The organism is Trichocoleus sp. FACHB-90 (assembly GCF_014695505.1).
GTDB classification, from domain to species: Bacteria; Cyanobacteriota; Cyanobacteriia; order Cyanobacteriales; family FACHB-T130; genus Funiculus; species Funiculus sociatus.
Genome location: NZ_JACJOK010000081.1, coordinates 185380 through 199211, shown reverse-complemented (window position 1 = coordinate 199211; position 13832 = coordinate 185380). Strand labels below are relative to the sequence as shown.

Annotated in this window: 10 protein-coding genes, 1 tRNA gene and 1 pseudogene; 7 read left to right on the top strand and 5 right to left on the bottom strand. The window is 45.3% G+C overall.

All coding sequences use genetic code 11. The annotated features are described in order from the left end of the window. Window positions 1-396: pseudogene (locus H6F74_RS24540) on the top strand (hypothetical protein); the annotation flags it as partial. Window positions 397-492: 96 nt separating this feature from the next. Here H6F74_RS24540 and H6F74_RS24535 read toward each other — a convergent pair. Beyond that, the gene (locus tag H6F74_RS24535) at window positions 493-645 is read right to left on the bottom strand and encodes a hypothetical protein (protein ID WP_190444742.1); all 153 of its coding nucleotides are present in this window, start codon (window positions 643-645) and stop codon (window positions 493-495) included. 44 nt (window positions 646-689) lie between these two features. Here H6F74_RS24535 and H6F74_RS24530 point away from each other — a divergent pair, with 44 nt between their 5' ends. From H6F74_RS24530 to H6F74_RS24515, 4 genes are all read left to right on the top strand, one after another. Further along, on the top strand, window positions 690-3518 hold the full coding sequence (locus tag H6F74_RS24530; RefSeq protein ID WP_190444741.1) for a calcium-binding protein: 2829 nt from the start codon (window positions 690-692) through the stop codon (window positions 3516-3518). Window positions 3519-3790: 272 nt separating this feature from the next. Continuing rightward, window positions 3791-4474 carry a peptidylprolyl isomerase gene (locus H6F74_RS24525; protein WP_190444740.1) on the top strand — a complete coding sequence of 228 codons (684 nt, stop codon included), beginning with the start codon at window positions 3791-3793 and terminating at the stop codon, window positions 4472-4474. An 82-nt stretch (window positions 4475-4556) separates the two neighbouring features. Beyond that, window positions 4557-7544, top strand: coding sequence for a peptidase domain-containing ABC transporter (locus H6F74_RS24520; RefSeq protein ID WP_190444739.1), 2988 nt, complete (start codon window positions 4557-4559; stop codon window positions 7542-7544). A gap of 161 nt (window positions 7545-7705) precedes the next feature. After that, complete coding sequence (locus H6F74_RS24515; RefSeq protein ID WP_242022396.1) at window positions 7706-9283, top strand: HlyD family efflux transporter periplasmic adaptor subunit; 1578 nt, start codon at window positions 7706-7708, stop codon at window positions 9281-9283. 212 nt (window positions 9284-9495) lie between these two features. Here the strand turns inward: H6F74_RS24515 and H6F74_RS24510 are convergent. Further along, a tRNA-Phe gene (locus H6F74_RS24510) sits at window positions 9496-9568 on the bottom strand. 203 nt (window positions 9569-9771) lie between these two features. Here H6F74_RS24510 and H6F74_RS24505 point away from each other — a divergent pair. Next, the gene (locus H6F74_RS24505) at window positions 9772-9936 is read left to right on the top strand and encodes a metallothionein (RefSeq protein WP_190444738.1); all 165 of its coding nucleotides are present in this window, start codon (window positions 9772-9774) and stop codon (window positions 9934-9936) included. Between the two features lie 47 nt (window positions 9937-9983). Here H6F74_RS24505 and H6F74_RS24500 read toward each other — a convergent pair whose 3' ends face one another. Beyond that, a complete protein-coding gene (locus tag H6F74_RS24500; protein WP_190444759.1) occupies window positions 9984-10778 on the bottom strand; it encodes a metal ABC transporter permease in 795 nt (264 codons plus the stop codon). A gap of 153 nt (window positions 10779-10931) precedes the next feature. Between H6F74_RS24500 and H6F74_RS30700 the strand changes: the two genes are divergently transcribed. Continuing rightward, window positions 10932-11339 carry a metalloregulator ArsR/SmtB family transcription factor gene (locus tag H6F74_RS30700; RefSeq protein ID WP_190444737.1) on the top strand — a complete coding sequence of 136 codons (408 nt, stop codon included), beginning with the start codon at window positions 10932-10934 and terminating at the stop codon, window positions 11337-11339. A 170-nt stretch (window positions 11340-11509) separates the two neighbouring features. On the opposite strand, the gene dnaK is transcribed toward H6F74_RS30700, so the two are convergent. Together dnaK and H6F74_RS24485 are read right to left on the bottom strand one after the other, a co-directional pair. After that, entirely contained in the window at window positions 11510-13426 is a 1917-nt protein-coding gene (dnaK, locus tag H6F74_RS24490; RefSeq protein ID WP_190444736.1) for a molecular chaperone DnaK, read from the bottom strand. A gap of 204 nt (window positions 13427-13630) precedes the next feature. Then, window positions 13631-13807: a hypothetical protein gene (locus H6F74_RS24485; protein WP_190444735.1), complete on the bottom strand. Its 177-nt coding sequence runs from the start codon at window positions 13805-13807 to the stop codon at window positions 13631-13633. Window positions 13808-13832: the final 25 nt, after the last annotated feature.

Below are 13832 nucleotides of genomic sequence, written 5' to 3'. Positions count from 1 at the left end.
CGGACAGTCCAGGTCTATGCCGCTCCATCAGAGTTACCTCAACGCTGGGCAAAAGCAGGCATTTCGCGGGTTGTTTGGGTGAAGCGTCAAGGGATGCGCTCCGGCAAACTCTTTGAGCAGGTGCATTGCTACCTTAGTAATTGGATACTGGATGCCACCACGTTTCTGCAACTGATCCGCAATCATTGGCAGATTGAAAATGGCTTGCACTGGGTCAAGGATGTGACGCTGCAAGAAGATTACCCTCCTCGTCGAGGGGGATATGCCCCGATTAGTTGGGCAATCTTCAACTCGTTTCTGATTACTTTAGCCCGTCGTTTAGGCTGTCGCACTGTTCCCGATTGTATCCGCGATCTTGCCAATCAGGTTCACCAGGTTTTTCTCTGGCTAACATGAAACCACCCTGCTTTCCTAAAAGGAGAGGGGCTTGAAGATTCCCTCTTCCCGTGTAGGGGGTTAGGGGGTTAGGTCTTTGATTCGCCTTTAGCAGCTTCAGGTCACGAAACCCAAAGATGGCGATCGCGTGTTTTCTCTAAAGAACGCGATCGCCATAAATTTTCTGCTCGTCACACACAAATCAGCAATATTCCGAAAATACACTGGAGGCAGGGGTATAAACACTTGTGTAGACTCGTACTGGCACACAGTCAATCAGTTCTCACAAAACATCTACCCAGATACATAAAAATATGGCTCCCATTGTTGCGATCGCTGCTGGCACAAATCCTCGCGAAACCGGGTCAACTATTGGCAAATTTCTCCTCACCCTCAGTGAACCTGCCCCAGATGGCGGACTGACTATCAACTACACCGTGGCTACTGATTTAACTGCTGCTACTCCAGGTGTAGACTACACCGCTTTAACAGGTAGCATCACCATTGCAGCCGGGGCGACCACTGCCTTTATTGATGTTGTCGCCATTGACGATGCCAGCCTTGACCCTAATGAAACCGTAGGAATCACCCTAGCAGATGGTACAGGTTACACCATCGATGTTGCCAATACAGCCAGCCTTACAATCACTGACAATGACGGTACTCCTGGTAATGACACGCTCATTGGCAGTGATGGCAATGACAGCCTGAATGGCGGTGCAGGCAACGACAACTTAATTGGCAACGGGGGAGATGACCGACTCGATGGTGGATCAGGCAATGACACACTCGATGGGGGAGAAGGTAACGACATCCTGATTGGCGGCTTCAACTCTCCGGGCCCGGGCCCCTTTAGTGACAACGACATCCTGCGAGGGGGAGAAGGCAATGACAATCTCGAAGGGGGAAGTGGCAACGACTTCCTGGATGGGGGAGAAGGCGTTGACACTCTCCGGGGTGGCTACGGTAACGACGTTTACATCGTTGACAATACTCAAGACAGAATTGAGTCGGAAACCGAAACTGCCATAGGCGGGATTGACCGCATAGAATCCAGCGTCAGTTGGACTTTAGGATTTGGGTTGGAAAATCTGACTTTAACTGGATTTGCTCCCATCAACGGCACAGGTAACTACCTGAACAACACCATCATCGGCAACGATTTCAATAACGTATTGATTGGTATTGGTGGCAACGACAACTTAATTGGCAACGGGGGAGATGACCGACTCGATGGTGGATCAGGCAATGACACACTCGATGGGGGAGAAGGTAACGACATCCTGATTGGCGGCTTCAACTCTCCGGGCCCGGGCCCCTTTAGTGACAACGACATCCTGCGAGGGGGAGAAGGCAATGACAATCTCGAAGGGGGAAGTGGCAACGACTTCCTGGATGGGGGAGAAGGCGTTGACACTCTCCGGGGTGGCTACGGTAACGACGTTTACATCGTTGACAATACTCAAGACAGAATTGAGTCGGAAACCGAAACTGCCATAGGCGGGATTGACCGCATAGAATCCAGCGTCAGTTGGACTTTAGGATTTGGGTTGGAAAATCTGACTTTAACTGGATTTGCTCCCATCAACGGCACAGGTAACTACCTGAACAACACCATCATCGGCAATGATTTCAATAACCAACTCAGGGGCGATCTTGGCAACGACACGCTAACTGGCAATGGTGGCGATGACTTGCTGGATGGGGGAGCAGGTAATGACACCCTGGATGGAGGAGAAGGTAACGATATCCTGAGTGGCGATGCCCCCATCCCCGGCGCCCCATTTCCCGGTGGCAACAACGATATTCTCCGGGGAGGAGAAGGCAATGACCGCCTGGATGGAGGAGAAGGCAACGACTTCCTCGATGGGGGAGAAGGGCTGGACAATCTCCGGGGTGGCAACGGTAGCGATATTTACATTGTTGACAGCAATGAGGACATTGTTTCAGGTGAGATTGAAAGCGGTTTAGGCGGAATTGATCGCGTAGAATCCAGCGTCAGTTATCGGTTGGGAACTGGGCTGGAAAATCTGACTTTAACTGGTTTTGCCACGATCAATGGCACGGGTAACAACCTGAACAACACCATCATCGGCAATGAACTCAATAACATATTGATTGGTTTTGCTGGCAATGATACTCTGACTGGCAATGGGGGAGATGACCGACTCGATGGGGGAGATAGCAATGACATTCTCGATGGGGGAGATGGCAATGACTACCTCAACGGTGGAGCCGGAAGCGATCGCTTGATTGGTGGTACTGGTAACGATATCTACATCGTAGACAGTATCACTGACATCATTACTGAAGATGCCAATGCTGGCACAGATACCGTCATTTCTTCCGGCACCTGGACGCTGGGTGACAACCTGGAAAACCTGAGTCTAAGCGGAATAGCAGCGATTGACGGCACGGGCAACAGCCTGAACAACTCGATCACAGGGAATGCTGCCAGCAACACTCTTAACGGTGGAGAGGGCAATGACTTCCTAAATGGTGGAGTCGGAAGCGATCGCTTGATTGGTGGTACTGGTAACGATGCTTACATGGTAGATAATGCCACTGACATCATCGTTGAAGATGTCAATGCTGGTACAGATACCGTCATTTCTTACGTTACCTGGACGTTGGGTGAAAACCTGGAAAACCTCACCCTAAATGGGGCAGAGGCGATTAACGGTACAGGAAACAGCCTGAACAACTCGATCTCCGGGAATGGTGGCAACAACACTCTTGACGGTGGAAGCGGTAATGACATTATCAATGGTGGAAGCGGTGATGACATCCTAGTTGGTGGAGAGGGCAATGACACCCTTAATGGTGGTGCTGGTAGCGATCGCTTTGTCTTCAATGCTTCAAATCAAGGTATTGACAATTTCACTGATTTTGTGGTATCAGATGATACTATCGAAGTGTCTGCGGCAGGTTTTGGTGGTGGGCTAATTGCCGGGGCTGCGATCGCACTGGATCAGTTCGTAATAGGATCAACCTCTGTCGATGATAGCGATCGCTTTATCTACAACAACACTAATGGTGCATTGTTGTTTGATGCAGATGGTACAGGAGCGATCGCACAAATACAAATAGCCACCCTCTCGACTGGTCTTGCCCTAACTAACGCCGATCTTGTCGTCATATAGTGTAGGTGTAACAATCTAACCAAGCTGCCGCCATAGCCAAAAGTTGATGGGTAGGAGCAAATTATCTTAGCTACTACTCATAAGTAGGTATTTGCTGCTATAGTCGCCAAGTCTGGGATGATTGGGTTTAAGAAGTTATTCAGTATCACCACTGAATAACTTTTTTGGTACTTATACAGCACTTACTGAGGCAAATGTGGTTTGTGTAGTGGCAAAATGTAGTCTGAGTGAATTTTCGTAGTTCTAACTATGAGTAATTATTTGAACAGGATATGACTATAGTTCTGCAAGTAGGCGATCGCTCCATTACTGCCGAGGAAATTATTCCCTTACTAGCTAGTTATCGGCTCCTACCTCAGTTATTACGCGAACTTATCATTGACTCTGCGATCGCTTCTATCGAATGTACGCCAGAGGAAATAACCCGTGTCAGCCAGCAATTGCAACAGCAAAATTCTCAGGGAATGGCTCCAGAACAAGCCATACGAGGGTTAAAGATTGAAAAGTTTAAAGCTGCGACCTGGAGTAATAAAGTAGAGCCTTACTTTTTAAAGCGCAAAGGACAGCTAGATAAAATCATTTATTCCTTGATTAGAACTCAAGACGTGGGTATTGCACAAGAACTGTATTTCCGCATTCAAGAAAAAGAGCAGTCTTTTGCCGAACTAGCGAGAGAATATTCCCAAGGGCCGGAGGCTCAAACAGGCGGTTTAATTGGCCCTGTGGAGTTAAGTGTACCCCATCCCACCCTAGCTCAGATACTTAGCAAAAGTCAGCCCGGTCAACTATTGCCACCGACTCGTTTAGGCGAATGGCTGGTGATTGTAAGAATGGAAAAATTTATTCCGGTTCAATTGGATGATGCCACGCGACAGCGGTTAATTGACGAATTATTTAGCACCTGGCTACAAGAGCAAGTTAATAATTGTTACCAGTCATTAGCTATTAGTCATTAGTCATTAGGATCTAATTATTATTTACTATAAGCTTTAGCTAATAGGCCCTGACCCAGAACCAATAATTAATGAATAAGAAGAAATGACATACACTAGAATCAATATTCAAGAATTTTTATTAAAATTATCCCCTTTCGATAAACTGCCAATTGCTGACCTAGAAAAGCTATCAGAAAAATTTGGGCTATTGCGATATCGTATGGGGCAAGCAATTTTATTGCGGGAAAAAATGCCTGCCCAAGTTACCATTCTCTATGAAGGGCAAGCGCGTCTATTGGGGTACGATCCTTATAACCAGATGGCTGTGACGCTGCAACGCCTAGAACCCGGTGAAGTGCTAGGTTGGGTTGGGTTGATCCGGGGTACGCCTTGTGAGACTGCGATCGCATCTACAGAAACTCTTTGTCTAACTCTCAGCGCAGCGGATTTTTTGGCTTTACTAAAACAACATCCCCACTTAGCTGCTGCTTTTCAAAATCGCTGTTCTTTGATAGAAGTTTTTGACTTACTAAGCGTCTACTTACAACACCGAGCTGATAGCGAAACACTCTTGAAAACAGCAGGTGTGTTAAATCTTAAAGACCTAACCTTAAAAGCTTATTCAGACTCAGTAATTCGCAATTTACCTGGTGATAGAAACTCTTTGGATTCTAACCGGATGTGGTTAGTTAGTAACAGTAGTTTACAGCAGTTGTCTGTAGGCGATTGCCTAAGTTTTGATGATATATCTTCCCTAAAAACAGAAGCATCCAGCCAAATTCGTTTAGTAGGCTTACCTGATATTTTAGGTTCGCCAACTCAATCAGCTATAATCCAAAATCAAAAATCAGAAATCCAGAATCGGGAAGATATTCCCTATGCTCCCGACACACCCTCTGAACTAGAATCAGTCGAGGACACTTTTCAAAAATCCGCGAAACGCCAGAAATATCCTTTTGTGCGCGGTAGAGGCACATTAGAAGCTGCTGTAGCTTGCTTTCAGATGCTTTCATTGCATCTAGGTCTGCCCTTTCGCAAAGATGTAATCAAGAGAATTTTAGCCAGCCAATTAGATAGAACGGGTAGCCTCTCTTTACCAGTTTACGGTGCAGTAGCTGAGTTGATGGGGTTGACAGCTCAACTAATTAATGTGCCTGCTAATGCCGTAGGTCGTCTGCCAGAACCAGCAATAATTCTCTGGCAAGATAGCGCCGCAATTCTCTACGAAATTAGCCAAAAAGAGATAGTTTTCGCAGTGCCTGAAATAGGCATCTTACGACAAAAGCCCGCTGACTTTATTCAAAATTGGGGATCTGAAGGGCAGGTACTGCTGCTTAAGACTAATCGAAATACTCCCAAAGAACGTTTTAGCCTGCGTTGGTTTTTGCCTTCAGTTTATCGTTATCGGCAAGTGCTAACAGAGGTATTTGTTGCCTCTTTTTTCGTGCAATTATTTGGGTTAGCTAACCCTTTAATTACTCAAATTATTATAGATAAAGTTCTAATTCAAAATAGCCCGGATACATTGCAAGTTTTGGGCGTGTTTCTAGTGGTGATGGCTATTTTTGAAGCAGTCCTCACCAGTTTGCGAACTTACTTATTTGTAGACACTACAAATCGCATTGACATAGCCCTAAGTTCAGAAATTATTGACCACTTACTGCGGTTGCCTTTGCGATACTTTGAACGGCGGCCTGTGGGCGAATTATCAACCAGAATCAATGAATTAGAAAATATCCGTCAGTTCTTAACGGGAACAGTTTTAACCGTTGCGTTAGATGCGGTTTTTTCTGTCATTTACATCGTAGTAATGGCAATTTACAGTTGGCTGCTGACGCTGGTTGCTTTAGCCACCATACCTCTGTTTGCATTGCTAACTATGCTGGTTTCTCCCATCGTCCGGCGACAGTTACGTAGTAAAGCTGAACGCAATGCAGAAACGCAATCTTATTTAGTAGAAGTTTTATCAGGTATTCAAACAGTAAAAGCTCAAAATATTGAACTGCGATCGCGCTGGCAATGGCAAGAACGATATGGGCGTTATGTGAGTGCTGGTTTTGAAAACGTTTTGACTTCCACAACTGCGGGCGCTACCAGTAATTTTTTGAACAAACTTTCTAGTTTGTTGGTGCTGTGGGTGGGAGCTTATTTAGTGCTGCAAGGTAAATTATCTCTGGGGGAATTGATTGCATTTCGGATTATCTCTGGGTACGTCACCAGCCCTTTATTGCGCTTAACTCAGCTGTGGCAAAACTTCCAAGAAACAGCTTTATCTTTAGAACGTCTTAGCGATATTCTGGATACGCCGCCCGAAGCGGATGAACTAGATCGCAAAAATATTCCGATGCCAGTAATTCGGGGAGATGTAAAGTATGACAATGTATCTTTCCGCTTTAATCCGACTGGCCCACTACAACTAAATAATATTAGTGTAAAATTTCCGGCTGGTGCGTTTGTAGGAATTGTCGGGCAAAGTGGTTCTGGTAAAAGCACGTTGATGAAGCTTCTACCTCGTCTTTATCCACTCGAATCTGGTCGGATTCTGGTCGATGGCTATGATATTACTAAAGTAGAACTTTATTCTATTCGCCGTCAGATTGGAATTGTACCGCAGGATACGCTGTTGTTTGAAGGTACAGTTCAGGAAAATATTGCTTTAAATGCTCCTGATGCTAGCGCTGAAGGAATTATTGAAGCTGCAAGAATTGCGGTTGCTCATGACTTTATTATGGACTTGCCGAATGGCTATAATACTAACGTTGGGGAACGGGGTTCAGCACTATCTGGGGGACAAAGACAGCGGATAGCGATCGCTCGTACTATTCTGCAAAACCCAAACTTGTTGATTTTAGATGAAGCAACCAGCGCTCTAGACTATAATGCTGAGCGACAAGTGTGCTTAAATTTAGCAGAAGCTTTTCGGGGTCGCACCGTATTTTTCATTACTCACCGTCTCACCACAATTAAGAACGCCAACATGATTTTGATGATGGATCAAGGCTCAATTGTGGAACAAGGAACTCACGAACAGTTAATGGAAATGAAAGGTCGTTATTACTGCCTTTATCAGCAACAAGAAGCGCAATTATAATCAAAGGCAAAAAACAAGAAATATTCGTCTCCAGTCTCTGTAACGAATAAGGGGAGGCTCTGACTCCCGCCGTAATTCATGAACCTCAGTCTTATAAACTGCATTCCCAAGCTCAGCCTGCAAACGAGAAATTTTATTTTACTCAGCACTCAGCATTTTTTATGATGAATCAACAGAACGGTACAAATTCCAATAATCGACCCGCAGCTGCATCAGAAGCCAAATCTGAATTGGAAAAATTGTATCCCCAACCCTCAAATAAGAACTTAAAATATACTCATAATAGTAAATTTGAACAACCTGTAATTCTCCGGCAATCACCTATGTGGTCGCGGGCAATCGTTTGGGGGATTATCGGTGTAACAACATTCAGCTTTGTGTGGGCATCTGTTGTCAAAATTGAGGAGGCTATCCCAGCACAAGGCAAACTAGAACCTCAAGGTGCAGTTAAAGAAATTCAAGCACCTATGGGAGGTGTTGTAAGGACAATTCACGTTGAAGATGGACAAAGGGTTAAGCAAGGTGAATTGCTTTTAAGTCTGGATACAACTGCTGCTCAAGCTCAAAAAAATTCCCTGGATAATATTTCCCAAGCCTTAATTCAGGAAAATCAATTTTATCGAACTATACTGAATGGACAGAATTCGCCAGCCAGAATAGAACAAGCGATCGCGCAACTTAACTTACCTCCAGAAATCGCCTCGCTCACCAAAAGCCGTTCTGCTCTAGCATCGGAAAATAAACTCTATCGCACTCAACTTACAGGTTCTTTTCAAGGCTCAGACCTAACACTTGAGCAACAAGCACGTCTTCAATCAAGTTTAGAAGAATTAAAGTCTCGCACTGTTGCTGCTGAATTGGAAGTTAAACAATTGGAAAGGCAACTGAGCCAGAATGAGTTACAGCTAGCAAACGCTAAAAATGTTTTAGTTGTAAACGAGCGAATTTTTAACGATTTGAAACCTTTAATGAAAGACGGGGGAATTTCCCGAATTCAGTTTTTAAGACAGCAACAAGAAGTGGGAACCCGTCAGGCTGAAGTGAACCAACTGCTACAGGAAGAGGAGCGTTTGCAGTTTGCGATCGCGCAAGCCAAAGAAAAGCAACAAAACACCGTTTCCCTTTCCAAAAAAGACTTGTTCTCACAGATTGCTGACAACGATAAAAAACTTGCTGAAATTGATGGCCAGTTGAATAAAGCAATGGTGGAAAACGACAAACGCCTTGCTGAAATTAAAAGTCAATTGAGCCAAGCCCAGCTAACTTTAAAATATCAGGAACTTAGATCGCCTGTAAATGGAGTTGTATTTGAGCTACAGGCTCATACACCAGGTTTTGTTGCTACCACTAGCGAACCAATTCTCAAAATAGTTCCTAGCGAAAATCTCATAGCCAAAATTTTTATCACCAATAAAGACATCGGTTTTGTAAAAGTCGAAGATAAAATGCAAGTAGATGTCAGAATAGATTCTTTTCCCTTTAGTGAATTCGGTGATATTAAAGGTGAGTTAATTTCTATTGGTTCAGATGCTTTACCACCCACTGAAATTCGTCCTTTCTACAGTTTCCCTGCCAAAATTCGCCTAGACCAACAATTTATTGTGATTAATGGTCGGCAAATGCCACTACAATCAGGGATGTCATTAAGTGCAAATATCAAAGTACGCAAGCGTCCAGTTATTAGCATCTTTACAGATTTGTTTATCCAAAAAATTGAAAGCCTGAAGTTTGTTAGATAACTCAAAAACACAGGCAATATTAAGGTGGATATTCCTAGTCCACGAACTTTTATCTGAGTAAGGTATTTGACTATGCTCATAGTCAAACCATTGTCAAAGCTGGTATGAGTCTAAATAGCCTCTAACGAGAGAATAATGTTTTCAGGCTACAAACCGACACTAAAAAACCCTAGAGTCCTTAAGGACTCTAGGGTTTTATTCTTAACTGTGAATGCCAGGACGGAGATTTGAACTCCGGACACGAGGATTTTCAGTCCTCTGCTCTACCAACTGAGCTATCCCGGCAACTTGCTTTCGTTTTTGGCGCTTAACTAATATAGCAAGTTTAACTATAATTTGGCAAGTAGCTAGAGGCAGATTAGCTAATTTATTTTAAGTTCTTGGCAAGATCCCGACTCATGGCGTGCTTGTCGCCATTTTTGCACGAATAATATCTGAATATATGTTCATATGTTATAGTGAATTTAACAACTGATTAGGAGAGAGCCATGACTACTGTCACCTCAATGAAATGTGCCTGTGAATCTTGCCTGTGCGTTGTTTCCCTCAGCGATGCGGTGCAAAAAGATGGTAAATACTACTGCGGCGAAGCTTGTGCTAACGGTCATGAATCTGGAAACGGCTGTAGCCATGACGGTTGTACCTGCGGCTAAGAGAATGCTGAGTGCCTTGGGTAGTTAAGAGTTATTAATTTCTTTGCTTATGACTCAGTTTTCGGTTTTGTTGTCAACTTAGCCCAGCCCAAAACTGCAAGAAATAGCAAAAATTGGACTAGAACGATGCTAGGCCCAGAGGCAAAGTTGAAAAAACCGGAAACCGTCATTCCAGCAACACTACTTAAGGCACCTAACAAGACGGAGAAAGATAGAAAGTAGATAAATTGGTGACTCAGCAATTTGGCAGTGGAGGCAGGGATCACCAGAAAGGCATTTACCAGTAAAATGCCTACAGCTTTGATGGAAACAGCAACGGCAAGGGAAAGCAGTACCACGAATAAGTAGCGGTACTGCTGGATGGGGATACCTTGGACTTTTGCCACGGCTGGGTTAAGCGTCAACAAAATTTGCTGACGCAAGGTTGACAGTAAAAATACCGCGGAACCCAGCAACAGCAGTAGGACAAGTAGCAAATCGTTATTATTAATTGCCAGAATATCGCCAAATAGAGCGCTCATCAGGTTCCCTCGGTAGCCGGGGATTAAGCTGCTGAGGATGACACCGATTGCCAAAGCACCTGAGAGAACAATGCTGAGGATGTTGTCGCTGGCGAGATTGGTTTGGTCGATAAGGTAAAGTACGGCTAAACCAAAAATAACTGTAAAGGGTAGCAGCATCCAGGTGGGGTCTAGCTGCAATAAAACTCCCATGACTAAACCGACTAAAGCAGCATGACCGACGGCGTGACTGAAAAAAGATAATTGGCGTAGGGTAACGAAGCTGCCAAGCAAGCCACCTAGTAGCCCCATCAGGACACTACCCGCGATCGCACGCTGCATGAAGGGAAATTGTAGCAGGGTCAGCAGGTCAGTGCCACTGGCGACACCGAGCCAATGAGAATAAAGCTGAATTAACACATTCAAAAAACTCCTTGATCAGAATCAGTTAGCATAGAATTATCAAGCCCTTCCTGGGACTTATATAAAAGCAAAATGTCAGTGCAACTTTCAGCTGATGGCGCTGTAACCCATTTGATTCAGCAAACAGAGAATCTCAATTGTAATCCGCCACACTCGGTTGAGATTAATGAAATCAACCAACTCCAAGGTCAAATTCTCAATACAGAAAAATCCCAGCGCATGGCTGAATTTTTCAGCCTTTTGGGGGATGCTAATCGTCTACGGATTGTTTCCGTTTTGGCAGTTAAAGAACTTTGTGTTTGCGATGTGGCAGCTGCACTGGACATGAGCGAATCAGCTGTTTCTCATCAATTGCGAACTTTACGAGCAATGCGACTGGTAAGTTACCGCAAGCAAGGGCGTAAGGTTTTTTATCGTCTTCAAGATAATCATGTTCTAGATTTATATCGGTCTGTCGCAGAACACTTAGATGAGACTTAGCTTTGGCCTTGCTGCTAAAGCATTTTTAAACGCGGAGGTAGGCAAAACAACGCAGAGGAAGTTTTAACTCTGCGTTGTTTTGCGTAAAAAAAAGATTGATGAAGTGCTTTTGAGCGCTCATCAACCTCTGTTTTTTAGTAGGAGTGGGGAAACCCCACCCTTACAGCTAATTATTTGGATTCAGTGAAATCAGCGTCAATCACATCATCTGGTGAACTACCGGAAGGCGGAGTGGAACCGCCACCAGTGGGATCGCCAGTGCCATCGCCTGGGGTTGCGCCGCCAGCTTGCTGATAGATGTTGCTACCGATGGTGTAGAGAGTTTGTTGCAAGTCAGTGGTAAGGGACTTGATGCGGTCGTCGTCTTCCTGTGCGATCGCTTCGCGCAAATCTTTGACCAATCCATCTACCTTAGTCTTATCAGCAGCGGGAACCTTGTCACCCAAGTCAGCCATTTGCTTCTCAGCTTGGTAAACGAGGGAGTCAGCTTGGTTCTTGCGGTCAATCTTCTCACGACGTTCCCGGTCAGTCGCCGCATTTTGTTCGGCTTCCTTAACCATCCGCTCAACTTCGTTTTGTGGCAGAGTCGAAGCACCACTGATGCTAATCGATTGCTCTTTGCCAGTACCGCGATCCTTAGCAGTTACATTCAGGATACCGTTGGCATCGATATCGAAGGTAACTTCAATTTGTGGCATTCCACGAGGAGCCAAAGGAATACCATCTAGACGGAAGATACCCAACTCCTTGTTGTTCGCCGCCATCTCCCGTTCGCCTTGCAGAATCTTGATTTCCACGTTGGTCTGATTATCTACAGCAGTAGAGAACACTTCAGACTTTTTGGTGGGAATCGTGGTGTTGCGGGGGATAATCTTGGTCATCACGCCGCCAAGGGTTTCCACACCCAAAGATAGGGGGGAAACGTCAAGCAGCAAGATGTTGGTTACTTCACCCGAAAGCACACCAGCTTGAATTGCAGCACCTACGGCTACCACTTCATCCGGGTTAACGCTTTGGTTCGGGTCTTTGCCCAAAATCCGCTTCACCAATTCTTGCACTGCTGGAATCCGGGTGGAACCACCAACCAATACAACTTCATTGATCGCAGCTTTATCTAACTTGGCATCACGCAGAGCGTTCTGTACCGGAACGCCGCAGCGATCGATCAAGTCGGAGCAGAGTCCTTCAAACTGAGCGCGAGTCAGCGTCATATCCAGGTGCTTCGGGCCATCCTGGGTCGCGGTGATGAAGGGCAGGTTGATTTCTGCTTGGGTGACGCTTGAAAGCTCAATTTTGGCTTTTTCAGCGGCTTCAGTGAGGCGCTGGAGGGCTTGACGGTCTTTGCGGAGGTCAATACCTTCGGCTTTCCTGAATTCTTCGGCTAAGAAGTCAACGATTTTCTTGTCGAAGTCGTCACCACCCAGGTGAGTGTCACCAGAGGTTGCTAACACTTCAAATACGCCATCGCCAACTTCTAGGATGGACACGTCAAACGTACCACCACCAAGGTCAAATACCAGAATGGTTTCGTTGCTCTTTTTATCAAAACCGTAAGCCAAAGAAGCGGCGGTAGGCTCGTTGATAATCCGCATTACTTCAATCCCGGCAATCTTACCAGCATCTTTGGTGGCTTGGCGCTGGGAGTCGTTGAAGTAAGCGGGTACGGTGATTACAGCTTGGGTAACAGTTTCTCCCAGGTACTTGCTGGCATCATCTACCAGTTTGCGAAGCACTTGAGCAGAAATTTCTTCTGGTGCAAACTGCTTACTTTGTGCGGGACAGTCTAACTTAACGTTACCGTTGCTGTCGCGCAGCACTTTGTAAGAAACTTCGGTGGCTTCGTGGGTAATTTCTTCAAATTTACGCCCCATGAAGCGCTTCACCGAGTAGAAGGTGTTTTCGGGGTTCATCACCGATTGGCGTTTGGCGATTTGTCCGACTAAGCGATCGCCATTTTTGGCAAATGCTACTACCGATGGTGTGGTGCGAAAACCTTCTGCGTTAGCAATTACCGTGGGTTTACCACCTTCCATTACTGCTACGCAGGAGTTTGTCGTACCTAAGTCAATTCCAACAACTTTCGGCATAAGGGTTTCTCTCGGTTCCTATAACTACAAAACTGCAAAACTGGGAATACAAAAGTACAAGTTGAACCAGCAAACGTTTAGTCTGATCGCCGAGTGCGTACTGTTATATATACTGAGCGCGAGTTGCTACTCGATGAAGGGGGGTTTTCCGAACCTAGTTTGGGACGGTTAAACTTGCGAAGCCATTTTCCTTCCTTCATCCACCTATCTGCTGCTGATTGGTATCACTGTGTCTACTCTAAGGAAATCTTTGGCTGTCGGTAGGGGTGCAACCCGTAATAAATCTGTTGTATTTGCCGTCTTGGAGGGGTTTAACTGCAAAGATGCTGCATAAGGCGAAGGGAACAGAGGACGTGAGAGGTGCTGAGAAACGGCTACCATAAAAAAGCCTCGTTTGCCTGATAAG

What these genes read in the sequence shown, in the direction of transcription:
- H6F74_RS24530 (WP_190444741.1), top strand. Translation starts at nt 690, where the DNA reads ATGGCTCCCATTGTTGCGATCGCTGCTGGCACAAATCCTCGCGAAACC.
- H6F74_RS24525 (WP_190444740.1), top strand. Translation starts at nt 3,791, where the DNA reads ATGACTATAGTTCTGCAAGTAGGCGATCGCTCCATTACTGCCGAGGAA.
- H6F74_RS24520 (WP_190444739.1), top strand. Translation starts at nt 4,557, where the DNA reads ATGACATACACTAGAATCAATATTCAAGAATTTTTATTAAAATTATCC.
- H6F74_RS24515 (WP_242022396.1), top strand. Translation starts at nt 7,706, where the DNA reads ATGATGAATCAACAGAACGGTACAAATTCCAATAATCGACCCGCAGCT.
- H6F74_RS24505 (WP_190444738.1), top strand. Translation starts at nt 9,772, where the DNA reads ATGACTACTGTCACCTCAATGAAATGTGCCTGTGAATCTTGCCTGTGC.
- H6F74_RS24500 (WP_190444759.1), bottom strand. Translation starts at nt 10,778, where the DNA reads ATGCAGCGTGCGATCGCGGGTAGTGTCCTGATGGGGCTACTAGGTGGC.
- H6F74_RS30700 (WP_190444737.1), top strand. Translation starts at nt 10,932, where the DNA reads ATGTCAGTGCAACTTTCAGCTGATGGCGCTGTAACCCATTTGATTCAG.
- dnaK (WP_190444736.1), bottom strand. Translation starts at nt 13,426, where the DNA reads ATGCCGAAAGTTGTTGGAATTGACTTAGGTACGACAAACTCCTGCGTA.
- H6F74_RS24485 (WP_190444735.1), bottom strand. Translation starts at nt 13,807, where the DNA reads ATGGTAGCCGTTTCTCAGCACCTCTCACGTCCTCTGTTCCCTTCGCCT.